The following is a 24,577-nucleotide window of genomic DNA, read 5'->3' as shown; positions in this document are numbered from 1 at the left end:
GAAATATGTCAGAGAATCCAACTCTAAATCAGGACATTGATCCACAAGAAACGCAAGAGTGGCTAGAGTCACTTGAAGCGGTACTTGAAGTTGATGGCGTAGAACGTGCGCATCATATTCTAGAGTCACTTATCGACAAAGCTCGCCGCAATGGTGCACACTTACCATTTGACGCGACGACGGCTTATCTAAATACCATTCCTGCGGCACAAGAACCGCAAATGCCTGGTGACCGCACTTTAGAAGCTCGCATTCGCTCTGCAATTCGTTGGAATGCACTTGCAATGGTTGTACGTGGTTCTAAAAAAGACTTAGAGCTTGGCGGACATATTTCTTCATTCGCATCTTCTGCGATGTTATACGATGTAGGTTTTAACCACTTCTTCAAAGCCGACAAAGACAATTCAGGCGGTGACTTCCTTTATATCCAAGGTCACGTTTCTCCAGGCATCTACTCGCGTGCATTCTTAGAAGGTCGTTTAACTGAAGAGCAACTGGATAACTTCCGTCAAGAAGTGGATGGTGAAGGTCTATCTTCTTACCCACACCCTAAATTAATGCCTGATTTTTGGCAGTTCCCGACGGTTTCTATGGGTCTAGGCCCAATTGCGGCAATTTACCAAGCTCGTTTCCTTAAGTATTTAACTGACCGTGGTATCAAAGACTGTTCAGATCAACGCGTATACTGCTTCATGGGTGACGGTGAGTGTGATGAGCCAGAATCACTAGGTGCTATCGGCCTTGCGGCACGTGAAGGTTTAGATAACCTAACCTTCATCATCAACTGTAACTTACAGCGCTTGGACGGCCCGGTACGTGGTAACGGCAAGATCATTCAAGAACTTGAAGGTACATTCCGTGGCGCAGGCTGGGAAGTAATCAAAGTTATCTGGGGTTCTTACTGGGATCCTTTAATTTCACGTGATAAAGACGGCAAGTTGCTTGAGATCATGGAAAACACGGTTGATGGTGAATACCAGAACTACAAAGCTAAAGGCGGTAAGTTCACTCGTGAAAACTTCTTCGCGAAGACACCAGAAACAGAAGCTATGGTTGCCAACATGTCTGATCAAGACATCTGGCGCTTAAACCGTGGTGGTCACGATCCAGTAAAAGTTTACGCAGCGTATGACCGTGCAACTAAGACTAAAGGTCGTCCACAAGTTATCCTTGCTAAAACGGTTAAAGGTTACGGCATGGGTGATGCGGGTGAAGGTAAAAACATCGCGCACGGCGTTAAAAAGATGGACTTGGATGCGCTTAAAGCATACCGCGACCGTCACAACATCGACATTTCTGATGAAGATTTACCAAACGTACCATACGTTAAATTTGAAGAAGGCAGTGAAGAGTGGAAATACCTACACGGCCGTCGTGAATCTTTAGGTGGTTACTTACCAGCACGTCGTAAAAACTCTGACGTCGAAATGGACACGCCAGACTTAAAAGCATTTGAAGCCGTTACAAAAGGCTCAAATGGTCGTGAAATTTCAACGACGATGGCATTTGGTCGTATTTTATCTGCGGTTATCAAAGACAAACAAATCGGTAAGCGTGTGGTTCCAATTATCCCTGATGAAGCACGTACCTTTGGTCTAGAAGGCTTATTCCGCCAAGTGGGTATCTACGCACACGAAGGCCAGAAATACACACCTCAAGATGCTGACCAAGTTGCTTACTATCGTGAAGATAAAAAAGGCCAGGTTTTACAAGAAGGTATCAACGAACTAGGTGCAATGTCAGATTGGCTTGCAGCGGCGACATCATACTCAAACAACAATGAGCCGATGATTCCGTTCTACATCTACTACTCAATGTTCGGTTTCCAACGTGTTGGTGACATGGTTTGGGCAGCAGGCGACTCTCAAGCACGTGGTTTCCTAGTTGGTGGTACAGCAGGTCGTACAACACTTAACGGTGAAGGCCTACAGCACCAAGACGGTCATACTCACGTTCACTTTGGTACGGTTCCTAACTGTATTACTTATGACCCAACTTACGGTTATGAGTTAGCGGTAATCGTTCAAGACGGTATGCGTCGTATGTATGCTGAACAAGAAAATGTGTTCTACTACCTAACAGTAATGAACGAGAACTACGTTCAGCCAGAAATGCCAAAAGGCGTGGAAGAAGGCATCGTTAAGGGTATCTACAAATTAGACCGTGTTGAGCCGAAGAAAGCAAAAGCGAACGTTCAGTTATTAAGCTCGGGTACGATCATGTTACAAGTACGCGAAGCCGCTAAGATCCTTGCTGAGCAGTTCGATATTAGCTCTGACGTATACAGCGTAACTTCATTTAACGAGTTAGGCCGCGACGGTTTAGAAGTTGAGCGTTTCAACATGTTAAACCCTGAAGCACCAGCACAAAAAGCCTACATCACTGAAGTACTTGAAGGTAATGAAGGTCCAGTGGTTGCAGCAACGGACTACATCAAAGCGTATGCTGATCAGGTTCGTGCGTTTATCCCGACAGACTACAAAGTGTTAGGTACAGATGGTTTTGGTCGCTCTGATAGCCGTGCAAACCTACGTCGTCACTTCGAAGTTGACCAACACTATGTTGTTGTAGCGGCACTTAGCCAACTGGCTCGCCGTGGTGAAATCGAAGCATCAGTGGTTACCAAAGCAATTGAAGACTTTGGTATCGAAGCCGACAAACTAAACCCGCTTTACGCATAAGCACCCAAGGAGAAATATTAGATGGCTGATTTAAAAGACATTCTAGTCCCAGACGTGGGTGGCGATGAAGTTGAGATTATCGAACTTTGTGTCGCTGTTGGCGACACCGTCGAAGCAGAAGACTCAATTGTTACCGTTGAAAGTGATAAAGCATCAATGGACATTCCTGCGCCATTTGCTGGAACGGTAAAAGAAATCAAAGTAGCGGTTGGCGACAAAGTGTCAGAAGGCACTTTGTTGATTCAAGTTGAAGAAGCGGGTGGCAGTGATACCGCAGAAGAAAAGCCAGCACAAAAAGAAGCAGCACCAGCTGCTTCTAACGAGAGTTCAAGTAACAGTTCAGCAGCAACAAAAACGATTGAAGTTGAAGTGCCAGACATTGGTACTGAAGATGAAGTCGATGTCATTGACGTGCTAGTCTCTGCTGGCGACTCAGTGAACAAAGAAGATGGCCTAATTACACTTGAAACAGACAAAGCGACCATGGACGTACCATGTCCTGAAGACGGTAAAGTTGTCGAATTGAAAGTAGCGGTTGGCGACAAAGTTGGCCAAGGCAAAGTCATCATGACACTAGAAGTTGGTGGTAGCGGTGCAGCCGAGTCATCTGGCTCAGAGACACAAGCAAATGAAGCACCAGCTAAAGAGTCAGCACCTGCAACTGAAGAGACTTCAAGCTCTGCTACTTCAAACGCAACAGCAAGCGGCGGTAGCGAAGTGAAAGACGTTGAAGTGCCAGACATTGGTACTGACGGTGAAGTAGACGTTATTGACGTTTTAGTAGCGGTTGGTGACAAAGTTGAAGCTGAGCAAGGCCTTATCACGCTAGAAACTGACAAAGCGACGATGGATGTACCAGCGCCATTTGCAGGTACAATCAAGTCTCTTGAAGTGAGCAATGGTGGCAAGGTTGCAATGGGTACATTGATTGCGACAATTGAAACTGAGTCTTCAGCGCCTGCTTCTAAAGAACCTGCAAAAGAGTCAGCGCCTTCACAGCCTGCACCTAAACAAGAATCTAAGCCAGCTGAGCGTAAAGCGCCACCTGTTCGCCAAGACCACCCATCACAGTCTGGTGCACAACCTGCTGGTGGTAAAATCCACGCAACCCCTTCGGTTCGTCGTTTAGCGAGCGAGTTTGGTGTGGATTTAGGCAAGGTCAAAGGTACAGGTCGTAAAGGTCGTATCTTGGCAGAAGACGTGAAGTCATTTGTTAAATACGAATTATCTCGTCCAAAAGCGACCGCAGCGTCTAGCGTTGCAGCAGGCGAAGGTGGTTTACAAGTACTAGCGGCTCCTAAGGTCGACTTTAGCAAGTTTGGTGAAATCGAAACAAAACCATTGTCTCGTATTCAGAAGATCTCTGGTCCAAACCTTCATCGCAACTGGGTAACGATTCCACACGTTACACAATTCGACGAAGCGGATATCACGTCACTTGAAGCGTTCCGTAAAGAACAAAACGAAATGCTGAAAAAGCAAAAGTCTGATCTTAAGATCACGCCTCTTGTATTCATCATGAAAGCTGTTGCATCTGCGTTGACGGCATACCCACAGTTCAACTCATCGTTGAGCCCGGATGGCGAAAGCATTGTTCTGAAGAAGTACGTGCACGTTGGTATCGCAGTAGACACACCAAACGGCCTTGTTGTTCCAGTCGTTCGTGACGTTGATAAGAAAGGCGTTAATGAAATCTCACGTGAATTGATGGAAATCTCTGCCAAAGCACGTGCCGGTAAGCTAACTGCAAAAGACATGCAAGGTGGCTGTTTCACCATTTCTAGTCTTGGTGGTATCGGCGGTACGGCGTTTACTCCTATCGTTAACGCGCCGGAAGTTGGTATTTTAGGTGTGTCAAAATCAGAAATGAAACCAAAATGGAATGGTTCTGAATTTGAGCCTAAACTAATGCTACCATTATCGTTATCGTACGATCACCGAGTGATCGATGGTGCACTTGCGGCCCGCTTTGCGGTTCACATTTCAAGTGTTCTGTCTGATATACGAAAATTAGTATTATAAAGTGCAAGAAAGTCCTGTAGTAACAGGACTTTCTATTTTTCCAGTGATAAACTGGCGCGATAAATTTGGATGCAAAGCATCGGGTATACATTAAAAGTTGGGCGTTTTGAGATAAAGGCCATTGATTTTTGATTTCAACGCCCAACATGTTGTGTATCTAGTCAATCTAAAAAAGGTGACGCGATGTCCCCTTACCTTACAAAGAATAGAGGTTAGTAATGAGCAACGATATCAAAACCCAGGTAGTGGTTCTTGGTGCTGGCCCTGGTGGCTACTCTGCTGCGTTCCGTGCAGCTGACTTAGGTTTAGACGTAACATTAGTTGAAGCGCGTGAAACGCTTGGTGGTGTATGTCTTAACGTAGGTTGTATTCCTTCTAAAGCGTTATTACACGTTGCAAAAGTAATCGACGATGCAAAAGATATGGCATCTCACGGTGTAACGTTTGGCGCACCAGAAATTGACTTAGACAAAATTCGCGACTGGAAAGACAGCGTTGTTGCTCAGCTAACAAAAGGCTTAGACGGCATGTCTAAGATGCGTAAAGTTAAAGTTGTAAATGGTTACGGTAAATTTACTGGTAGCAACACTTTAGCGGTTGAAGGCAAAGACGGTGTAACAAACATCAACTTCGACAACGCAATTATCGCAGCAGGTTCTGAGCCGGTTAATCTTCCTTTCATCCCAGAAGATGATCGCGTAATCGACTCAACAGGCGCGTTAGAACTTAAAGACATTCCAGAAGAAATGTTAGTGCTTGGTGGCGGTATCATCGGTCTAGAAATGGGTACGGTTTACAGCTCACTAGGTTCAAACGTTTCTGTTGTTGAATTCTTAGACCAACTTGTTCCTGCGGCGGATAAAGACGTTGTTCAAGCTTACACTAAGTACAACAAAGACCGTTTCAACATCATGTTATCTACAAAAGTAGTAGCAGTTGAAGCCAAAGACGACGGTTTATACGTTACTTTCGAAGGTAAAAAAGCACCAGCTGAGCCAGTGCGTTATGACAAGATCTTAGTTGCTGTTGGTCGTAAGCCAAACGGCAACCTATGTGACGCTGAAAAAGCGGGCGTTAACGTAGATGAGCGTGGTTTCATCAACGTAGACAAGCAGTTGCGTACTAACGTAAACAACATTTTTGCTATCGGTGACGTTATCGGTCAGCCAATGCTTGCACACAAAGCGGTACACGAAGGTCACGTTGCTGCAGAAGTTATCTCTGGTAAGAAGCATTACTTCGAACCACAGGGCATTCCTTCAGTTGCCTACACAGATCCAGAAATGGCTTGGGTTGGTATCACTGAAAAAGAAGCAAAGGAACAAGGCTTAAACGTTGAATCAGCTAAGTTCCCATGGGCAGCGTCTGGTCGTGCGATTGCATCTGCACGTACTGAAGGTTTCACTAAGCTTATCTTTGATAAAGACACGCACCGCATCCTAGGTGGCGCAATTGTTGGTATCAACGCTGGTGAAATGCTTGGCGAAATCGGTTTAGCAATTGAGATGGGCGCAGACGCAGAAGACATCGCGTTAACGGTTCACGCTCACCCAACACTAAACGAGTCTATCGGCCTTGCAGCTGAAATTTACGAAGGTTCAATCACTGACCTTCCAAACCCAAAAGCGAAAAAGAAGTAATTTAACTTTTTCGCAAAGGGACAGCTAATGATGAGTCCCCGGAAACGTCCGCGTTACCGATTGACTCATCTAAGCCAGAGAAAAGGAGCTTTTTAGCTCCTTTTTTTATTATAATTCCCCGCCCAAAGACGTTTGATTTGCTCTGTTGAGCTGATAGTTACGAGATAAGATGACCACATCACACATCAATTCGGTCCGACGATTACGCGAACACGAATTACAGTTCTCCCAACGAGAATTTAAAGCTCGCGGTGCGTTGTTAAAACGCTGCCCAGAGTGCTTATTGGCCACGACAGAGTGTATTTGTAATTCGGTCGAGCCGATTGAAACGGACATTGGCGTTTGCATGTTGATGTATCACGCCGAGTACTACAAGCCGTCAAATACAGGACAACTTATCTGTGAAGTCGTGCCAGATAACTTCGCGTTTCGTTGGCACCGTACTGAGCTACAACCTGAGCTAAAAGCCTTGTTAGAGTCGGACGATTGGTTTCCAATTATCGTGTTTGTTCACGATGCGACTGAAGTCGAACGTCAAATTCACCAGATCCCAGAAAAAGTAGAGCGAGGGAACAAACGTCCGTTATTGATATTTTTGGACGGAACGTGGCGCCAAGCCAAGAAGATGTTTGTAAAGTCACCTTATTTAAAAGACTTACCTGTGTTGCAGTTGTCTGGGTTTAGTAAAGGCTCGTATCAATTAAGGGAAGCCTATCACGAGCATCACTTAAGCACGGTAGAAGTCGCTTTTGAGCTATTTAAACAAAACGGTGAAGTCGAGCTAGGCAACACCCTCGAAACGCTGTTTAATAACTTTAGAACCGCATATCGAGTCCACAAAAGATAACGAGCCAACAAGCATAAATGCCGGCAGGTTACGTTATTAGTAATGAGTTAGAATAATTATATTGAGTCAAGAGAGAGTGATATGACAAAACTATTCATGGTTTATTTAGGTGGTAGTGCCGGACAATCTAACATCGAAGTACACGACGTACGCTTTGTTGTTGGCGAAGATATTGAAGCGACAATCCCACAACTAAAACAAGAGTGGTTTGGTAATCAAAAAGGCTTGCACATTGACTGTTATATGGAAATCAAACATATCGACGGCTACGAAATTTCTCTTACCACGACACCGCCAAGCGGCCCAGAAAAGTTGTTCTTTGTAAATTTAGGCGGTTATGCACCAAACAAGTTTACCGAATTACACGATATAGGATTATATGTCGCGACGACAAAAGAAGACGCAAAACAGCAAGCCAAAGCATCTTTATTTAAAGATGTTGAGGGCACTCAAGTGCCTCACAAAGACAACTTGTTTGAAGTTGATGAGTGTTTTCCTGTATCACTACTCGACGACAAACTTCACATTTGCCTGACTCCGAAACCTGGTGGTCAAATTATTAAACCAGACTGGTATGGTTATAAGGTTATTGGCTAAACAATTCAGTCATTTCTCACTCTTAAAAATCGGGCAAATCGCGGCAGGCCATTTTTACTAAGGCCAGAATATTGGTAGCTGATGATAGTACCTAACGCGGGTGGGAATTTGCGCTCCTGATCACTAAAGCCGGTGCCTATCTTAAAGCGCTTTCCCGATTTGTGTTTGACCCATAACGCGCCCATTAGTCCTTTGTATTTACCTTTTCCTTCTTGGTAGCCTGTGACTAAAGCTTCATCGTCAAGTTTTGGTTTTATTTTAAGAATCGCTTTACTTCTTCCAGTCTCATAAGTCGCGTTGCTGACATTAAGCATCACGCCTTCGCCTTGGTTATTGATCACGGCATGATAAAACGCCTCTAAGTCTGATTTGTACTCAAAGTTTAAGTGCTCGACCTGACGCAACCAACTTGGGCTTTGGTCACCAATGAGTAAATCGAGCTGCTTTTTACGCTGATGAAAGGCGAGGTTTTTAATCGGAGTATCAAAGACTAAATAACTGACTTTTTTCCAATCTTTATCCCTCGGTTGCAATCGTCTTGCAATGGCCGACATTTCATCAAATTTGTGATGACCAATCCATAGTTCACCATCGAGCGGGTGTTTAGGAAGTGGTTTGGTAAACCAGTCGGGCGCTGTGATCATAAAGCCTTGTCGCGTCATAAAGCTACTCCCTGTCCAAAAAGCACGAACACCATCAAATTTTTCACTAACGTAATAGCCTGAGGTTTGTTGAGGAAGACTTTTAAGCGCGCGACTCGACGCCAACATCAACTGTGGTTTGGGGCGCACAGACTCATGATCTGCACTGTTTTCACTAGGAGAGGGAACCGCTGTTTGATTGTTGGCTTTGGCTTTAGAAACCAACACACCAACACTAATAATGGCAGTGCAAATGAACGCGATAATAAGGTAATACATAATGGCCTCAGAAATAGAATTGAATAAGTGCCAATTACTTTAGTGGCGATTGAACACCATCACCCTAGACCTTTGTAGAACTGTCCTCTTAACTGTCCCAATAGCTGTCTTTAAAGCTTGTTTTACAGCGACTCACACCTTCATTGTTCTTCTTTCAGCAATAAAAAAACGCCCAGTAGAGACTGAGCGTTTTAATCTTTTAACTAATCGTTGTTATTTATAGATTTTTATCAAAATAACGAACAATCGTTGTCGCTAGGTGATAACCCGTTTTCTTACCACGAATACTGTGTTTGCTGCCTGGGTAAGTCATCACATCAAATGGCTTACCTAAGTCTTGTAAGTGCTTAAACAGTTTTGTTGCGTGAGTAAACAATACGTTGTCATCTGCCATGCCGTGATAAATCAGCATGTCGCCTTTAAGGCCATCAGCGTACATAAAGACGTTGCTCTTTTCATAGTCTTCACCGTTTTGACCTGGGTGACCTGCATAACGTTCTGTGTAGTGTGTGTCGTATAGTGTCCAGTCCGTTACTGGTGCGCCAGATACACCCACTTTAAATACGTCAGGTGCTTTGAACATGCTCATGATAGTCATGTAACCACCGTAGCTGTGACCGTATACACCGATGCGCTCTGGGTCTACAAAATCAAGCGTTTTAACATAGTCCATACCAACCAATTGGTCAGTCAATTCAACATCACCGAGGTGCTTGTAGATTGGGTCTTCAAACTTCTTACCACGGTTATAAGAACCTCGGTTATCAAGTTGGAAAACCACGTAGCCTTTTTGCACCATGTGTTGAAGAATGAAGTTACGGCTGCTCCAGCTATTTGTCACTAGCTGTGCGTGTGGACCACCGTATACGTAATTGATAACCGGACGCTTACCTTCAAAGCCTTTAGGCTCAAAAATACGGTAGTGAAGCGTTTGACCATCTTCTGCTGTTAACGTACCAAAACGAGGTTTAACCCAGTCTGATAGGTAAGGGTGAAGAGGGTGGTTTTCGTCAACTTTGTTTTCTTCCATCCAAGTAAGCATAGTACCGTTTGCTTTGTGCAAGCTGACTTGGGTAGGCTGTGCCGTATTTGAATAAGAGTCCAAGTAGATGCTCGAATCTTTAGAGAAGGTGATGCTGTGGAAACCACTGCGAGAAGAAACCTTAGTTATTGCTTGTGGCTTGTTTAGGTTTACTTTGTATAGGTGACGCTCGGTAGGCGTGTCTTTACGGCCAGTGAAATAAACATCACCTGTCGACTTGTTTACACCTTCTAACGCATCAACAATCCACTCGCCCTTTGTTAGCTGAGCTAGTTGCTTGCCGCTGTAATCAAAGTGGTAAAGGTGTTTGAAACCATCGCGCTCAGAACCCCAAATGAAGCTGTCGTCCATGTAGTACAGTGCTTCGTGAAGGTTAATCCAAGTGTCAGCTGTTTCAGTGATGATCACGTCTTGGTTCAGGCTTTTGCGGTTAACAAAACGCAACTCAAGTTTTTGTTGGGTACGATTTTGCCATTGGTAACTAAAACGTTCGCTGTTTGGTAACCATTTACCACGAGCGATATAAATGTCTTTTTCAGCGCCCAAATCAACCCAGCGAATGTCTTTTTCAGATTCTGAAACTTCTAATAGGCCAAGTTCGATATTAACGTTGTTTGTACCTGCAAACGGGTAACGTTGGTTAAAAAGCTTGATGCTGTCGGCATAGATCTCGTTACGGGTTGCGACTTTAACTGGTGATGTATCGACTTTCGTTAATGCGATAGTCTTCTCATCTGGAGACCACCAGTAACCTGTCATACGGCTCATTTCTTCTTGAGCCACAAACTCAGCCATTGCGAACTTAATCGTATCGCCACCGCTTTGCGTTAATGCACGAGTCTTACCGTTTTTAAGATCGATTAGGTAAAGGTTTTGGTCGCGAACAAATGAGATGTAGTTACCTTTTGGCGAGAACTTAACGTCAGTTGCGAAGCCTTCACCATTGGTTAATTTCTTCGCTTTTTTCTCACCTATTTTTAGGTAAAAGATGTCGCCATTTAGTGGGAACAATAACGCCGTACCGTCCGCAGAGAAAGTGTATTCTAAGATACCTTTACCATAAATACGTTGACGTTCACGACGGGCTTTTTCTTCATCTGATAAGTTTTCTGGACCAGAAACCAAAGACTCAGAATCAACCAACATCGAGCGCTTGCCTGTCTCTACATTGTATTGCCACAAGTCAAAGCGGTTGTAGTCGTCTTCACGCGCTTGGATGTAAGTGGCGCGTTGACCATCAGGTGACAACTTGAGCTGACGAGGCGCTGTGCCTGATAAAGATGGGTCTTGATAAATTCTTTCTAAACTTAGTTTTTCTGCGTGAGCCGTTGAACAAAGCGCCAACGTCATCGCGCATAAAGCTGTGATGAGTTTTTTCATTGTTTTATCTTATTGTAATTAGTGGTTGTTTTAACAAGATTGTTAGTACAACAATATCACATTATTGAGTCTTGGAAATCACTTGGCCTTTTCAAAACGACCAAACGTGGTAGCGACGCGATCTTCAACCAATAACTTTCCTCGACTCCAAACGTGGATTGGCTCCAATGTGTCTTTGTCCAACAAGACTAAATCAGCATCTCGATTACGTTTGATACGGCCTTTTTTAATTCCAAGAACATCGGCAGGGTTTGATGTAATGGACATTAACGCGTGTTCGAGACTGACACCATGGCTCTTCACCGCATCAATAAATGACGTGAGTAGCGAGCGCTCTTGACCCACTTCAAGGCCGACAAGCTGATTATTTTTATCAAAAATAGGCAAGCTTGCATGTCCATCTGAACTCATGGTGAGTAAAGTTGGATTTACGCCTTTATCCAAGCAATGAGCGAGTGCGTGTGCCGCTGCCATTTCACCGTGAGCCAAGTCGTATTCTGTCGTGCTGGTGGTAAAGTCGATGGTGCCACCTTGTTGGCAGAACTCGATACCAGAAGCAACGAGTTCGGCATTCCGGTTCATGTGAGTTGGATAAAATTGATTAAGAGGAATATCAGTTTGTTCTGCCACTTGATGTAACAAAGACAAATGCTCGGGACCTGGACCTACGTGGATACTTACCGTACCGCGCTTGCCACTGAGCATACCCGCAACACGACTTTGTGAAGCAAGATGAGCTAGTTGATGAACGGTTGGTTGACTGCCGCGATGATCAGCAATCGCGACTTCACCAATACCGATGATTTCATCAATGAACATGATGTCTTTTTCGACATCACCAGAAAGAGATTTGGGCGGTAAGTGGTATGAACCTGTGTAGCAGTAAACATTGAGACCTTCTTCTTTTAGACCTTTAGCCTTAGCAACTAAATCGGTATGAGTACGGCTAACAGCATCTGTGCCTAACGCAGCGACGACGGTGGTAATGCCTGCCGTGGTTGCATCGCTCAGTTGCATTTGAGGCGTGCGACTGGCAAAACCGGCTTCACCACCGCCACCACTGATATGGACTAATGAGTCAACAAAACCCGGTGCAAGAATATGGCCTTGAGCGTCAATGACATTAATGTCGGCATTGGTCTCGATAGAAAGGTTGTCCTCAATGGCCAAGACTTGTCCACCGCCGATTAATAGGTCTTTTAGTCCAGCTGGCTGAGGTGTGAATAATTGAGCTTGTCGAATAAGAGTTAACATAAAATCTCGAGCTATTGATAATTAATAAAATACGCAAGGAAAATAAATGCACTTGCGAGAGTGAATAAACCTAATTGAAAACGCCAAATGAATTTGGCCCAAACGCCCCAGTCTAGTTTAACCACACCCAGGCAACCAATCAGGCTAGCCGAGGTAGGTATGATTATATTAGTCAAACCATCACCGAGTTGGAAAGCCAACACCACAATTTGGCGACTGACAGACAATAAGTCTCCTAACGGTGCCATGAGTGGCATGGTAATCGCTGCTTGGCCAGAGCCTGATGAAACAAAAAAGTTAAACAAACTTTGAAATACAAACATGCCCCAAGCAGCAACGCTATCAGGCACGACAGAAATAACCGAAGCACTGTGGAACAACAAGGTGTTTAGTGTTGAAGGTTCGTTTAAGTCACTGCCACCTAACAATAATACAATGCCTTTTGCCATCGCCACGAGGAGGGCGGCGGGTAGCAATTCTTGCGCACCTTCTGTAAACGCACGGGCACTGTCATTAAAGTTTTGTTTTCCTGCGAGACGAGCAATAACCGCAGTGGCAATACCAATCGTGAAAAACTGAGCGGATAATTCAGGAATATAATATTGACGCGCCATGACGCCCCAAATCACCCACGCAATTCCTAGTCCAAAGGTGAGTAACACTGCTTTGTCACACAAATCCAAGTTGATGGACATCTGTTCAGACGTCGGGTTTGATTGGCCTGATAAATCTCGCGACCTTTGGGCATATCGAGTCGTGAAATACAAACCAAAGGCTGTAAAGGCAAACCAAGCTCCGATGCGCAGTTCGGCACCAGAAAATACCGGAATCTCAGCGATAGACTGTGCGATAGCGATACTAAATGGATTCATCCATGAAGTCGCGAAACCAATTTGAGTGGCCACATATGTCATCAAAACAGTGACTTGAGCGTTGTAACCCAGCTGTTTCATGATCGGGAAAAGCACAATACAAAAGGCAATGGCTTCTTCACCCATACCAAAAATGGCACCGCCAAGAGAAAACAGCACAAACATTAATGGAATGAATAGCCACTCGATGGATTGAGTCCGATTGATTAGACTCAGAACACCATTGTTGATGGCACCGGTGCGCATGATAATGCCAAAAGCACCACCTGTGATCAGGATAAACGCCATAACGCCAATAGTCGCACCAAACTCAGTGCCAGAAGTCAGGCCTTCAAACAGTACATTGGCCAGGCCGACTTCGCCTTGTTCAGCAAATAAAGGCGGTGCCTGTTCATTTGGAGCCGTTTTGTATTGAGAAAGGCTTACCTCAGTTACAGCACTGCTTTCATTTTCGAGAGCAGTCGTGTTCGCATCAAAATACCCAGGCGTAACGACTAAAGTAGCTAAATACGCAAGAAGTGCGACACACATTAAAATGACAGACGCGTCGGGTAGCGCGCGTTGATTTAGTTTTGTCATGAATAGAATTCAGTTTTTTAGGTTAAATTAAAAAAACAGCGAGTAAGTTCCCGCTGTTTTTATTGATAATCAGCTTTTAACTATGCGTTATTAGAACTGATATGTCAGTCCAACTCGATAAGTTGTACCGTAGGCATTGTGATTGATGGAGTCAAATCCACGCTGAGAACCGTACAACTGTGGCGGCTCTTCATCAGTCAGATTATTGATACTCAAACGAACAGTCGTTTGCTTGTTGATGTCGTAACCTGCTGACAAGTCAAATACTAACCATGAGTCAACTTGGTGGTTACCTTCACTATCTAACACGCCTAACGCGTCAAGCTCATCTAATTCACGGCCTCTTAATCCTTCGATATCATCGGCATAAGAATCAGTATAGTTGGCACTTAGGTTGACGTAGTAGTCTCTAGTGTCCCAAGTTAAGCTAACGCGGCCAATGTTCTCAGGGTAACGATAGGTGCCAATCAACTTTTCAATTGAGTCAGAACCTGGCTTGTTGCGCTCAAAGCTTAAGTAGTGAGTTGCATCTACTTGAACAATCAAGTCGTCGTCGCCAAATTGCCAGCGATGATCAAATTTAACATCGATACCAGATAAATCTTGCGTACCTGTGTTCTCTAAAGGAATGACGTGATCGCGATACAATGGCAAATAACGCTCATCTTTACGTAGTTTGAAAGCACTAATATAGTTGTCTAAGATTTGGCTTAAATCAGCGCCATCTTCTTCAATAGTACGACCTTTACCGTCGGTTATCTCACACAAGAACTCTTCATACGAAATACCTTGTTCATCCGTACCAACCAAACCACAGTGACGTAAACTTGCGTCTGTCATCGCTCGGTCTAAAACAGCAGTCATATTGGTATCGATGACGTCTTCGTGCTCAAACTGCCAATAATCGACCGTTAAGTTAGTATCGTAAGTTGGGCTCCAACCAAAACCAAGCGTCAGAGCTTCTGACTCTTCTGCTCTAAGGTTTGGATTGCCTAGCTCAAGTGAGTTGACACTAACTTCGGTGCCATCGCCCATACAGTATAAGTCTGCAACAGCTTGGTTTGCTCCGCAGTCAAAGGTAGAACGAGTGGTACGAAGTTTAACACCTGCTTGCGTTAGCGACGGCGCTCTAAATGATGTAGACCATGAACCACGTAAAACAATCTCATCAGCCGGACGGTAAACAAAACCAAGTTTCGGGTTGAAGGTACTGCCAAAGTCACTGAAGTGATCGTAACGACCGGCGACTTGAATTTCAAAGCTGTCCGTAACAGGTACCTTAAATTCAGCAAATGCCGCATATTGAGTTCGGCTTGCTTTACTGACCGACGAGCCAAACCCAAAAACATCAACTAGGTAACCATTTTCAGCGCGAGCTCGAGCATTTAACGAAGGAATGTCTGAAAGCTCTTCACGGCGTGCTTCGACACCAAAGGCGGCTCCAACATAACCTGCGTCGAGTTCCATCAAGTCGCCACTGATTTGGGCATCCCAACCATAAACGGTGCTTTTACCATCGCGAGTCGGAACTTCTTTTGTTAAGGCTAATACCGCATCATTTTCAGCATCACCTAATAAAAAAGGATTATAAAAACGCAACAGCTCGCCGTTATTACAGCTTAAGTCACCACCTCTAAGCCGAGCTGGTGTGCCATCGCTACACAATTCACCAGTAATGGCAGCATGAAATTTATAGCGATTGTAAACACCGGCAATGGCTTCTTGTTCTGACTCAGAGCGTGAAAGAGTCAAACCAGATTGCCAATACCACTCGTTAATTTCACCTTCTAGTGACGACACCAATCGCATGCTGTCAGTTTTTACTTCGACGGTTCTTGGGTCGTTAAAACGTGCATCAAAGCCAAATCCATAAGCGGTCAGTCCAGCTGGTGTATCAAATGGGTCAATGTACAACTGGTCCATTAATGGATTCGAACCATCGGCCTCATCATAGATAAATAGTGCGTCTTCAAGCACAAATGGTCCGTCGCTGTCATCCACTTGGTTAATTGGCGATGGCGAAGAATAAGCTCGAGACTTAGTGCTGCTGAAAAAGAAATCGGTTGCCCATTTCACATCATCAATCATGACGTTGTGCATGAAACCAGCCGAAACACTTTCAAACGGCGTTTCTAAGTAGTCGTCTTCATTGCCGTAATAGGCACAAATTTGTTCGCCGTATTCAGTTTCTACTAATTCTGTTTTACAACCAGGTGCTGGTAATTCATTGCCGTCACGAGAGCTGTAGTAATAAATATTAGGGGTGTTTTCGAGCTTTGGTAGATAAGAATACGAATTAACTAAAGCCGGATCAGCAGTATACGAGCGGTCGGTTGCTTTAAAGGCGTTTCTGTCATAAAAATCGGCAAAAACAGTTAAGTTGCCGTCACCGACTTTGGTACCGTAGATTAAGTTTAGTTGCTTTTTACTTTCGTCAGAATCCGCAAAGCTATCAGAATAAGACGCGTTGACTTCGCCGCCTTGATAATCTTCTTTAAGAATGTAGTTGATAACACCAGCGACGGCATCCGCACCATAAATCGCCGATGAGCCACTCGCTAGCACTTCGATGCGCTCGATAGCGGCAAGTGGAATTGAGTTTACATCAACAAAGTTTTCTGTGCCTGCCGCGAATGCGCTTGGTGCTACACGTCGACCGTTAACTAACGTCAGCGTCGATGATGGACCCATACCACGTAAACTTGCCGCAGCTTGACCAGCAGGAGTCGAGTTAGACGTACCACCACTCTCAGATGTGGAGAATGTTCCTGTACCGCCTTTTAGTTGTGATAAGTCTCTTAATAATTCGTGAATGGTATTGGCACCCGAGCGTTCAATCGCTTCGCTGTCGATGACCGTCAAAGGTTGCGCGCCTTCGATGTCGACACCTTTAATGCGAGAGCCGGTTACGTTGATTTTTTCAATTGAAGAAGTATCTGAGTTTTTGTTATTTGTCTCGTCTTGCTGTGCAGCAAGAATCGAGGGAGTGGTTACGAGTACTGCACTGACTGCACTCGCCGTTAGTAACTTACGAAACATAGTATTCACCTGTTAATTTATTCTAATTGTTAGCTTGGGTGATGAGTCGTGGTGAAAGCTGAAAATTATGTACGGCAACAGCCCGCGTAATCGCGCTACACAAAAGACTCAAAATTTTAGATAAATAAAAGGGATTTGTTGATCAGACGAACATTAAACCCTTGCCTAGCAGCAAGTGGCTTATTCGTCGAACCACTCCGATAAGTAGAACGGCGAATAGAAATATGCAGTTAGCGTTTTAGCTTTTTTGTACATGTTTCTACCTTGTTTTTTGACAGGATTAGGCCTCAGTGATAGCCTAGCGATGTTTTTAGTCGAACAAATTTATATCAGTCTGAAAAATAGACTGCAACTTTTTTCCATAAATTTTTTGTGAGTTTGTGTCATGCGACTATCAACATTGTCCTCATTTTTTGCCTGTTTATCGCTGGTTTTTACCAGTTTTGTCTCGGCGCAATCCGCGACTGAAAAGCCTACTTCTTCAAACCCAAAAACAAACCAAATCCAAAACGAAATTCAAAGTAAGAATCAATATTTACTGCTGGTGGGTGGTTCATTATCAACTTGCTCTAGTTTTAATATGCGTCAATGCATCAAGGTGCCAAGTACTGGTCTTGATGGCAACCGAACCGACAGTCAGAGCACAGAGCAACAAGTCAATTTGAAAGACCAGCTCAGCCAATTACAAGCTGGAAAGTCATCGCTCTTATACGCCTTTAATACTGACTGGTTAGGCTCCAGTAAATACAAAGAACTTCTGGCCAAGCACAATGCTGAAGAAACTGATAAAAATGGCCAAACCCTAGAACAGCAAATTACCCAAGCGGTGACTTCCTTGACTCAAAAACATCAAAAAGATGGCGTTGCAAAAGTAATGGAGCGATATGACTTACTCGATGCTTTTGACTCGGTAGATGAGGACTTGTTGCGAAGTATGCCAGATGATGTTTATTACTTTGTTTTGGACCATTTGGAAGTCCCGGTAGCAGCAAAAGAGGTTGTTGCAGCTTCACTTAGCAAAAAGTCAGGGACCAAAGAAATTTTATCTGTGATAAAGGCGGTGGCGTCGCAGACAGAATCGAAACGAATTCTTAGTATCACAGCATCGAGTCGCGACCCATATGAGTCTGCGGATTTTTATCAAGGCTTTTTTGCTGGTCCGAATGTAGATAGCCAGTGGCTGCCACTAACGCCAGCCCTTGCTAAAGCCATGATGGCTAAAGATTGCGCCAATTTAGACGCGTATCGACAAGCACAAAAGGTCTACAATCGCGAAACAATTTACCCTGAGCATACTCGAGCAGAGCGTGAGCTCTGTGAAAAGGGCATTGAACACCTCCGCCAAACGATTAGAGAGGCTGGCGTTGTGATGTTAAATGGCGGCGATCAAAGTTTAACGAGACAGGCATTTTTTGCCGATGACGGCTCGGCTTACCCTTGGTTGAGTGACTTATTGCAAGTGCCTATGTTAGCTGGAACAAGTGCAGGTAGTGCGGTACAAAGTGGTGGAGTGAATGAATTTGGTGTTGTTCCAATGATTTCAAATGGTACCTCCATCCAGTCGTTGGTTTCTGGTGCAATCGCGGATGAGCCTCCCAGTGCTCGGTGTGCAGAGCTGACCGACTGCAGTGCCAAGCGTCACCCCGATCAAGTGACTTACCTAGCTTCTGGAGGTATAGGCAGTTTTGATTTAGGTATCGTCGATACACATTTTTCTGAGCGCAACCGCTCGGTACGATTGTTTAAATTACTGTCTGAAACCGGCCAAGCTCGAGGCTTTGGTGTTGATGAAACCACTGCGTTGTTGGTGGCAAATGGTAACGACAGTACGGACTTTGCTGTACTAGGTCAGTCGGGCGTTGTTGTTATTGAGCCTGAAGACGAGTCATCGTTTTTGTATTCTTACTGGCCATCGGGCACACAGGCAACCCTCAAAGACAATCAGCTATCGTTAAAACAAGGTAAAGAAATCGAGCAGCAAATCAAATTAAGCCTGCCAAAAAGCACACCGAGAAGATTTGAAGATATTTTACAAAACGGTAAGTTACGCAGCCTGACACAAGTGATGTGTATGACGAACTTATCACAAGCTGAAGGCATTCAGCAGTTTATGGTAAATGACGCTCAACAAACGTGGCTGCTAAATGCTGAAAAGACGGAAAATACGAAGTATCAGCTTCTATCGACGGCGACGAATCGCTGCGCCATAGAGAAACTGAAGATTACCTTAAAGCCGTTAAATACCTTGTTTTAACCTAAATCGTCAGAGCTTTAGGTAAAAGTCTTTGGTGTATTTAGCAAAGCTTGGGTGAAACTGACTTGCTTCGTCACGAACAATGATGATTTCGGTGTCTTGCCCAAGCCTTGTTCCTATTGTGTAAGATGACCCTAGTATTGGTTCGGATATTGGCTTTGGTTGTGGCCCTGAACCTAAATCTGAACCTGAACCTGCAGCTGTAGCTTGCGCATTGAGTTGCTCATCACTCTTGGTCGTTTTCACAAACTGCATTAGATATCGATTAGGTGGTTTATTTTCACTGTGCTGTAGGCTGGCATGGTGAACCAGTGTCAAAGACACTTGATTAGCACATTCGACAAATCGATGAGCTTCTTCGATAGGTAAAATCAAATCAAAGTGACCGTTCTGGCTTAAATGCTTGGTAACAATTTTTGCCAGCTGGTCAAAAGGTAAAATATCGTTGTGCCTCGCCGTATCCCGGGCTTGATTGGCTTCACTTTTTAATGACTGTGAAAAATAGGGTGGGTTGCAAATGATGTGGTCAAAATAGAACAGGCTTTCTTCACTACAGCCGCTTTCTTCGCCAAAGCCGCTATTTTCAATACAGTCAGTACTTTCACTATCGTTATCTCTGGCGCTAATTTTAGGTTCACTGCGGCTGTTGTTGGCGCTCCAATTTTGCACAGAATTACGCTCAACCTTAAATTGAACTAAGTCAGTATGTGCCCAGGGGCTTTGCTCAAAATTAAACTTAGCTTGTTTAGCAGCGTCTTCATTTATCTCTAACGCGACAATAGAAACAGGCACCTTATTTTCTGCATACCGTTGTGCCAACATCAAACTTAATAAGCCGGTTCCTGTCCCAATATCCAATACTTGAACCGCGCGTTTTATGGGTGATTGATTTGTAATGGGTAAACCCTGCTCAATTTCTGAGGAGGTTGTTGTTAACATTGTCTTTTGTGACTGTGACTGTGACAGCGATTGACTGACAGGTGACATCGCCAATTTGGACCAGGCTCCCAATATGACGCCGTCAGTGCTTACTTTCATCGCACAGAGGTCGTGCCAAAGACTAAACTGTTTAAACTTAAAGTGGCCGGTTGAAGACTGAGACAAACTAACGCTATCCGTTTGGGTGGAATTTCCGCTATAATAGCAAATCTTGTTTTGTCCCCAAGACTTTAGTGTTTAATTACTTGGAAAACCCATGTCATTTAGTGAATTTGATTTAGATCGTCGTTTAGAAAAAGGTATTGAATCTTTAGGTTACAAAAAGCCAACTCGCGTCCAGCAGTCGGCCATTCCTGAAGCATTAGACGGTTTAGATATTTTGGCCAGCGCTCCCACAGGAACCGGTAAAACCGCGGCATTTTTAATCCCAGCAATCCAACATTTACTGGACTTTCCTCGCAACGCGCCTGGTTTTGCACGAGTTATGGTGTTGGCCCCAACTCGTGAGTTGGCCTATCAAATTCACGAAGTTGCCGAAGCCCTGTGTTCAGCCACTGATTTGAAAATTGGTGTGATCACGGGAGGTATCAACTACGGCAGCCACAAAGATATTCTTGAGAAAAACAACGACATTCTTATTTCGACGCCGGGACGTTTACTTGAGTACATGGATGCAGAAAGCTTCCACTGTGAAAACGTAGAGATTTTGGTACTCGACGAAGCCGACCGTATGTTGGACATGGGTTTTAGAGGTTTCATGACGCGCATTGCAGAAGAATCCCGAAACCGCAAACAGACTATGTTGTTTAGTGCCACGCTAGAAGGCCGCGGTATTATTGAATTCTCGCAAGGCGTCCTAACGGAAGCGGCTCGCATTGATGAAGATGCGCCTCGTCGCGAACGCGGCAAAATAGTCCAGTGGACGCATTTGGCCGATTCTTACGATCACAAAGTTGAGATGTTATTGCACTATCTGCAATCTGAAGACGTACAAAAATCTATTGTCTTTGTAAAAACTCGAGATCGTTTAGACGAGCTCGTTCAAAAGTTACAAGCAAACGACATTTATGCGACGTATCTGCAGGGTGAAATGCTCCAAGACAAGCGTATGAAAGCCATTGAGAAAATGAAAAATGGCCGCAGTAAAGTGTTAGTAGCAACTGACGTGGCAGCACGTGGGTTAGACATAAATGATATTACGCACGTATTTAACTTTGATATGCCGCGTACCGCTGATGTGTATGTTCACCGAATTGGTCGTACGGCACGCGCTGGCGCGAAAGGTTTTGCAGTGAGCTTTATTGAAGCACACGACATGGCTATTCTCAAAAAGGTAGAAAGCTATACAGAGCAAACGTTCAAACATCGTAAAATTAAAGGTCTCGAGCCTAAAAACAAAGAAGCCAAAGTGCCGGTTAAAAAGAAAAAGCCGCACAAGAAAAAAGCCGCGAAGGCAAAAGCCAAAGGCAAAAAAGCCACAAAGAAGTAGGCTCGATAATAGAGTAAGCGAGTAAAACGCAGGAGCAGTAATCATGCACAGTGACGGAAGTAACGACAACGTTAAGATAGGTAAGCGTTTTGCGTTTATTTTCTGGATTTTGTTTTTGATGCTGATGTATGCGTTTTTCTCAGATCACTTAGCGCTTCAAGAGAACCCAAATCAACGACCACAAAGCTTTGTTGATGGTCAAGAGACGGTGCTGGTCCTAAAGCAAAATCGCAAAGGCCATTATGTCACCTCGGGTTCAATCAATAATCAAGACGTTGTTTTCTTACTTGATACGGGCGCAACGGACGTCGCGATTCCTCGTCAAGTCGCTAACCGACTAATGCTGAATCAAGGGGCGCCGGTGAGAGTCAGCACGGCAAATGGTGTCGCGACAGCTTACAGAACGTCAATTGACGAGTTGCGAGTCGGTAAATTAGTACTTAACAACGTTCGCGCGACCATTGTTCCAGGTATGCCAGGCGAGCAGGTTTTACTTGGTATGAGTGCGCTTAGACAAGTGTCATTTAGTCAAACGGGTGACGAGCTCACCATCAAATTAACCAATCAAAGCTACTATTAACATTTTAAATCTGAAAGGGTAACGGCGGTAAACAACATGAGCAAAACGGCATCTACTTTATCTTCTACGGCAGAATCGGCAGGTTCTAAAGAATCTTTTTCTTATAAAGCCCTGATCCCAAGTCAAGTGGCCTTGGCCTTAGCCGAAGATTTAAATGCTTTTGATGAAGAGATGACAGCAGCAGAGAATAACGCCGCGCAAAACGATATTACTGCACAGCTGATCCCTGCCGAGCGAATGGCAACGGGCCGAGTCATCACGCGTGAAGATGCGGTGATTTGTGGTATGGAGTGGGTCGTTGAAACCTGCAAGCAAGTTGACCCGGCGATTCAACTAGACTTGAAAGTAAAAGATGGTGACAAAGTTAACGCCAATGACACTTTGTTTGAATTTTCAGGTCCGGCCAGAGCTATTTTAACTGCGGAGCGAACCGCCCTTAACTTTTTACAAACCCTTTCGGCGACAGCCACCTCAACGGCGCAATACGTTGGTGAAGTTCGAGCGTTAGATAGTACGACTAATATTCTTGATACTCGCAAAACAATCCCAGGGTTACGTTTTGCCCAAAAATACGCAGTGACCTGTGGTGGTGGCCAAAACCACCGAATTGGTCTGTTTGATGCTTACCTTATTAAAGAAAATCATATCCAAGCCGCTGGTGGCATTACCCAAGCAATCAGCAAAGCGAAAGAACTTAATCCTGGCAAACCAATCGAAGTGGAAGTTGAAAGCCTAGATGAGTTACAACAAGCCATCGACGCTGGAGCCAATATCGTCATGTTAGATAACTTTACCGTCGACCAAACCCAACAAGCCGTCGAGCTTGCCAATGGCCGAGTAAAGCTAGAGGCATCAGGCAATATGGATGGTGACAAGTTTAAAGCTTACGCAAAGTTAAATGTGGACTATATTTCAATTGGCGGTTTGACTAAGCACATACAAGCGATTGACCTTTCGATGCGCTTTGATGATTAATCATATTTAAAAACTGTACTAAACTGACCGTATATTTATATACGTCTGTACATTTTAGCTAATTTGAATAAAGGCGTATTAAATACGCCTTTGTTTCGTTTAGAGGAATATAAAACTCACTGAAAATTATCTAATGTGAGGGAAATTTTAACTTGCATTTGCCTATGCAGTTAGTGTAAAAATCACAAGTGGCTGTTTTTCGTATTCAGCGTTATTCATAAAAAAGCCTTGTGTAGTGCTAAGTTAAGAAGAAATGGAACCATTTCTTATCTAGCTGAGTGATACGTAAAGTTATGAAGTAAGTGCGAAAGCTAAAAACTGTCGGATAAATTGTCAGTGGCCTTATGTTAAAACGGAATTAAGTTTTTAACGATGAAACAATTCGGTAACTTGAAATTTGTTTCATAATGGTCACAATGGAAAAAATTTAAAACAACAACAATTTCATGAAAATACATATCAGGAGTATGAATATGAAAAACCGTCAACAAAAGGGTTTTACCCTAATTGAATTAATGATCGTAATCGCGATCATCGGTATCTTGGCATCGGTAGCGGTTCCACAGTACCAAACTTATACGCTTCGTACAGAAGCAACGACTCAAACAGCAGCGGCATTGCGCCCGATTCAAAACGCTATTTCAGAATTTGCTGCATTAAATAATGCCTTACCAGCAACAGGTGCTGACCTTCAAAGTGTAGGTTTTGTTGACCCGACAGATGATGACGCTTGGGACATTACTGCAATTTCAGGTGCTGGTGATATTTCAGGTATTGAAATGACTGCCCCAGCAACAGCGGCGGATGGCAGCGCTACCCAAGATATTATATTGACATTTGGTGCTAGTGCCCCGACAGAGTTTCGTACCCAAACTGTTACTGTTGAGGCCAAACTAGAAAACGGTGTTGTTACTTATGAAGTAACCGACTCTGACTTCCCTGCACAGTACCGCCCGCGCATTGGTGGATAAGCTTTAATATTTATAAATAAAAAGGCCACGTTAGTGGCCTTTTTTGTATCTAAATCTCGCTCCTTTAACCCCAAAGGACCTCTTAAATAACAAAAACTATACCTTTTCATCCTCAATACAATAAGCCAAAAACACCACAACATTAGGCCTTTACAGTATTTCCTCCATTAAGAACAAGTTTCCTTAACAAACAGTTGCCTATGCGCCTTAATGTCTCCATAATCTTATTTAATAATAATCAGGATTAGTTTATTGGATTTATGCCGCATACGTACAAGGGCGCTTTGTTACGTCAATTAGTCAGTCATCAACTTATTTCGGAAGACGATGTTGAAAAGGTAAGGAATAACCGCAGTCAATATCATTCTATGGCCGAAACGTTGGTCGCCGAAAATGTCATCACACCCGAAAACCTAGTATTGTTTGCTAGTCAGCGTTTTGGTGTGCCTCGTTTTGATATTTCGCAATTTGATATCTCGATGATCCCAGAAGATGT

General features: G+C 44.0%; 17 protein-coding genes. 11 read left to right on the top strand and 6 right to left on the bottom strand.

Translation table 11 applies throughout. From position 1 onward, the window contains the following. The first annotated feature begins 5 nt into the window (after positions 1 to 5). The 5 genes from aceE (at position 6) to AC4E96_RS05650 (ending at position 7,787) form a co-directional block, all read left to right on the top strand. On the top strand, positions 6 to 2,681 hold the full coding sequence (aceE, locus tag AC4E96_RS05670) for a pyruvate dehydrogenase (acetyl-transferring), homodimeric type (RefSeq protein ID WP_488033773.1): 2,676 nt from the start codon (positions 6 to 8) through the stop codon (positions 2,679 to 2,681). A gap of 21 nt (positions 2,682 to 2,702) precedes the next feature. Then, positions 2,703 to 4,703: a dihydrolipoyllysine-residue acetyltransferase gene (gene aceF / locus AC4E96_RS05665; RefSeq protein WP_490255151.1), complete on the top strand. Its 2,001-nt coding sequence runs from the start codon at positions 2,703 to 2,705 to the stop codon at positions 4,701 to 4,703. A 218-nt stretch (positions 4,704 to 4,921) separates the two neighbouring features. Next, the gene (gene lpdA / locus AC4E96_RS05660; RefSeq protein ID WP_488033771.1) at positions 4,922 to 6,343 is read left to right on the top strand and encodes a dihydrolipoyl dehydrogenase; all 1,422 of its coding nucleotides are present in this window, start codon (positions 4,922 to 4,924) and stop codon (positions 6,341 to 6,343) included. A 169-nt stretch (positions 6,344 to 6,512) separates the two neighbouring features. Then, positions 6,513 to 7,190 carry a tRNA-uridine aminocarboxypropyltransferase gene (locus AC4E96_RS05655; protein ID WP_490255150.1) on the top strand — a complete coding sequence of 226 codons (678 nt, stop codon included), beginning with the start codon at positions 6,513 to 6,515 and terminating at the stop codon, positions 7,188 to 7,190. 81 nt (positions 7,191 to 7,271) lie between these two features. After that, positions 7,272 to 7,787: a DUF1543 domain-containing protein gene (locus tag AC4E96_RS05650; RefSeq protein ID WP_490255149.1), complete on the top strand. Its 516-nt coding sequence runs from the start codon at positions 7,272 to 7,274 to the stop codon at positions 7,785 to 7,787. Positions 7,788 to 7,792: 5 nt separating this feature from the next. On the opposite strand, the gene AC4E96_RS05645 is transcribed toward AC4E96_RS05650, so the two are convergent. The 5 genes from AC4E96_RS05645 to AC4E96_RS05625 all read right to left on the bottom strand — a co-directional run bounded on the left by AC4E96_RS05645 (position 7,793) and on the right by AC4E96_RS05625 (position 16,873). Continuing rightward, positions 7,793 to 8,707 (bottom strand): DNA ligase, encoded by a 915-nt coding sequence (locus tag AC4E96_RS05645; protein WP_490255148.1) that lies wholly within the window; start codon positions 8,705 to 8,707, stop codon positions 7,793 to 7,795. 217 nt (positions 8,708 to 8,924) lie between these two features. Then, positions 8,925 to 11,129: a S9 family peptidase gene (locus AC4E96_RS05640; protein WP_490255147.1), complete on the bottom strand. Its 2,205-nt coding sequence runs from the start codon at positions 11,127 to 11,129 to the stop codon at positions 8,925 to 8,927. A 78-nt stretch (positions 11,130 to 11,207) separates the two neighbouring features. Then, positions 11,208 to 12,383, bottom strand: a complete 1,176-nt coding sequence (iadA, locus tag AC4E96_RS05635; protein WP_490255146.1) for a beta-aspartyl-peptidase — start codon at positions 12,381 to 12,383, stop codon at positions 11,208 to 11,210. An 11-nt stretch (positions 12,384 to 12,394) separates the two neighbouring features. After that, positions 12,395 to 13,834, bottom strand: a complete 1,440-nt coding sequence (gene yfcC, locus AC4E96_RS05630; RefSeq protein WP_488033765.1) for a putative basic amino acid antiporter YfcC — start codon at positions 13,832 to 13,834, stop codon at positions 12,395 to 12,397. A gap of 90 nt (positions 13,835 to 13,924) precedes the next feature. Further along, complete coding sequence (locus tag AC4E96_RS05625) at positions 13,925 to 16,873, bottom strand: TonB-dependent receptor domain-containing protein (RefSeq protein WP_490255145.1); 2,949 nt, start codon at positions 16,871 to 16,873, stop codon at positions 13,925 to 13,927. A 385-nt stretch (positions 16,874 to 17,258) separates the two neighbouring features. Between AC4E96_RS05625 and AC4E96_RS05620 the strand changes: the two genes are divergently transcribed. Beyond that, positions 17,259 to 19,127 (top strand): cyanophycinase, encoded by a 1,869-nt coding sequence (locus AC4E96_RS05620; RefSeq protein ID WP_490255144.1) that lies wholly within the window; start codon positions 17,259 to 17,261, stop codon positions 19,125 to 19,127. Positions 19,128 to 19,136: 9 nt separating this feature from the next. On the opposite strand, the gene AC4E96_RS05615 is transcribed toward AC4E96_RS05620, so the two are convergent. After that, positions 19,137 to 20,231 carry a tRNA1(Val) (adenine(37)-N6)-methyltransferase gene (locus AC4E96_RS05615; RefSeq protein WP_490255180.1) on the bottom strand — a complete coding sequence of 365 codons (1,095 nt, stop codon included), beginning with the start codon at positions 20,229 to 20,231 and terminating at the stop codon, positions 19,137 to 19,139. Between the two features lie 91 nt (positions 20,232 to 20,322). Here AC4E96_RS05615 and srmB point away from each other — a divergent pair, with 91 nt between their 5' ends. The 5 genes from srmB to AC4E96_RS05590 all read left to right on the top strand — a co-directional run. Next, the gene (srmB, locus tag AC4E96_RS05610; protein ID WP_490255143.1) at positions 20,323 to 21,555 is read left to right on the top strand and encodes an ATP-dependent RNA helicase SrmB; all 1,233 of its coding nucleotides are present in this window, start codon (positions 20,323 to 20,325) and stop codon (positions 21,553 to 21,555) included. Positions 21,556 to 21,598: 43 nt separating this feature from the next. Beyond that, positions 21,599 to 22,135, top strand: a complete 537-nt coding sequence (locus AC4E96_RS05605; protein WP_488033760.1) for a retropepsin-like aspartic protease family protein — start codon at positions 21,599 to 21,601, stop codon at positions 22,133 to 22,135. Between the two features lie 36 nt (positions 22,136 to 22,171). Further along, positions 22,172 to 23,110, top strand: a complete 939-nt coding sequence (nadC, locus tag AC4E96_RS05600) for a carboxylating nicotinate-nucleotide diphosphorylase (protein ID WP_490255142.1) — start codon at positions 22,172 to 22,174, stop codon at positions 23,108 to 23,110. A gap of 473 nt (positions 23,111 to 23,583) precedes the next feature. Further along, positions 23,584 to 24,081: a pilin gene (locus AC4E96_RS05595; protein WP_490255141.1), complete on the top strand. Its 498-nt coding sequence runs from the start codon at positions 23,584 to 23,586 to the stop codon at positions 24,079 to 24,081. Positions 24,082 to 24,341: 260 nt separating this feature from the next. Continuing rightward, positions 24,342 to 24,577 (top strand): hypothetical protein (locus tag AC4E96_RS05590; protein ID WP_490255140.1); only part of this gene is annotated, 236 nt, incomplete at its 3' end.

This window comes from Psychrosphaera sp. (assembly GCF_982872775.1).
This window is presented reverse-complemented; position numbering and strand designations above follow the sequence as displayed.

Coding starts and splice junctions, on each gene's coding strand:
- iadA (WP_490255146.1), bottom strand. CDS start 12,383: ATGTTAACTCTTATTCGACAAGCTCAATTATTCACACCTCAGCCAGCT.
- aceE (WP_488033773.1), top strand. CDS start 6: ATGTCAGAGAATCCAACTCTAAATCAGGACATTGATCCACAAGAAACG.
- AC4E96_RS05605 (WP_488033760.1), top strand. CDS start 21,599: ATGCACAGTGACGGAAGTAACGACAACGTTAAGATAGGTAAGCGTTTT.
- nadC (WP_490255142.1), top strand. CDS start 22,172: ATGAGCAAAACGGCATCTACTTTATCTTCTACGGCAGAATCGGCAGGT.
- lpdA (WP_488033771.1), top strand. CDS start 4,922: ATGAGCAACGATATCAAAACCCAGGTAGTGGTTCTTGGTGCTGGCCCT.
- AC4E96_RS05595 (WP_490255141.1), top strand. CDS start 23,584: ATGAAAAACCGTCAACAAAAGGGTTTTACCCTAATTGAATTAATGATC.
- yfcC (WP_488033765.1), bottom strand. CDS start 13,834: ATGACAAAACTAAATCAACGCGCGCTACCCGACGCGTCTGTCATTTTA.
- AC4E96_RS05625 (WP_490255145.1), bottom strand. CDS start 16,873: ATGTTTCGTAAGTTACTAACGGCGAGTGCAGTCAGTGCAGTACTCGTA.
- aceF (WP_490255151.1), top strand. CDS start 2,703: ATGGCTGATTTAAAAGACATTCTAGTCCCAGACGTGGGTGGCGATGAA.
- AC4E96_RS05620 (WP_490255144.1), top strand. CDS start 17,259: ATGCGACTATCAACATTGTCCTCATTTTTTGCCTGTTTATCGCTGGTT.
- AC4E96_RS05650 (WP_490255149.1), top strand. CDS start 7,272: ATGACAAAACTATTCATGGTTTATTTAGGTGGTAGTGCCGGACAATCT.
- AC4E96_RS05640 (WP_490255147.1), bottom strand. CDS start 11,129: ATGAAAAAACTCATCACAGCTTTATGCGCGATGACGTTGGCGCTTTGT.
- AC4E96_RS05655 (WP_490255150.1), top strand. CDS start 6,513: ATGACCACATCACACATCAATTCGGTCCGACGATTACGCGAACACGAA.
- srmB (WP_490255143.1), top strand. CDS start 20,323: ATGTCATTTAGTGAATTTGATTTAGATCGTCGTTTAGAAAAAGGTATT.
- AC4E96_RS05645 (WP_490255148.1), bottom strand. CDS start 8,707: ATGTATTACCTTATTATCGCGTTCATTTGCACTGCCATTATTAGTGTT.